The organism is Nonomuraea basaltis, from assembly GCF_005893125.1.
GTDB classification, from domain to species: Bacteria; Actinomycetota; Actinomycetes; order Streptosporangiales; family Streptosporangiaceae; genus Nonomuraea; species Nonomuraea basaltis.
This window is the reverse complement of record NZ_VCJS01000631.1, coordinates 1-656: the sequence shown is the minus strand read 5'-3', so window position 1 is coordinate 656 and position 656 is coordinate 1. Positions and strand designations below refer to the sequence as shown.

The following is a 656-nucleotide window of genomic DNA, read 5'->3' as shown; positions in this document are numbered from 1 at the left end:
TGGTGTCGGCCAAGAGCGAGGCGGCGTTGCGGGCGCAGGCCGCCCGGCTGGCCGGGTTCGTGACCGGGCATGATGCGGCTGGTCCGGTGGAGGTGGCGGCTGGGCTGTCGCGCCGTGCCGCCCTGGAGTACCGGGCGGTGCTGCCGGTGGCGGATCGGGAGGGTCTGCTGGCTGGGTTGCGGGCGCTGGCCGCTGGCGAGTCGGCGTCTGGGGAGTTGGCGGTCGGAGGGTTGGCGGCCGGGGTGCTGGGGTCGTCCTCGGTGGTGGGCCGGGTGCGGCCGGGCCGGGTGGCGGTGCTGTTTTCCGGTCAGGGTGCTCAGCGGCCTGGGATGGGCCGGGAGTTGTATGCGGCTTTCCCGGTGTTCGCCCGCGCTTTCGATGAGGCGTGTGCGTTGCTGGAGGCTGAACTCACCGCCGATGCTGCGGGTGTGGTGACGGGCCTGGCCGGTGGGTTGGGCTTGCGGCAGATCATCCTCGGCGAGGCCAGCGAGGCCAGCGAGGCCAGCGGGGCCAGCGAGGCCAGCGAGGCCAGCGAGGCCAGCGAGGCCAGCGAGGCCAGCGAGGCCGGTGGTTCTGCTCGTTCTGGGGCTGCTGGGCCTGGGTCTGGTTCTGCTGCTGGTGGGGTGCTGGATCAGACGGTGTTCGCGCAGGCCGGG

At 73.3% G+C, this 656-nt stretch carries 1 protein-coding gene; it reads left to right on the top strand.

Annotated features, from left to right (window positions below):
• Positions 1–656 (top strand): KS-MAT linker domain-containing protein (locus EJK15_RS72510; RefSeq protein WP_476739222.1); only part of this gene is annotated, 656 nt, incomplete at both ends.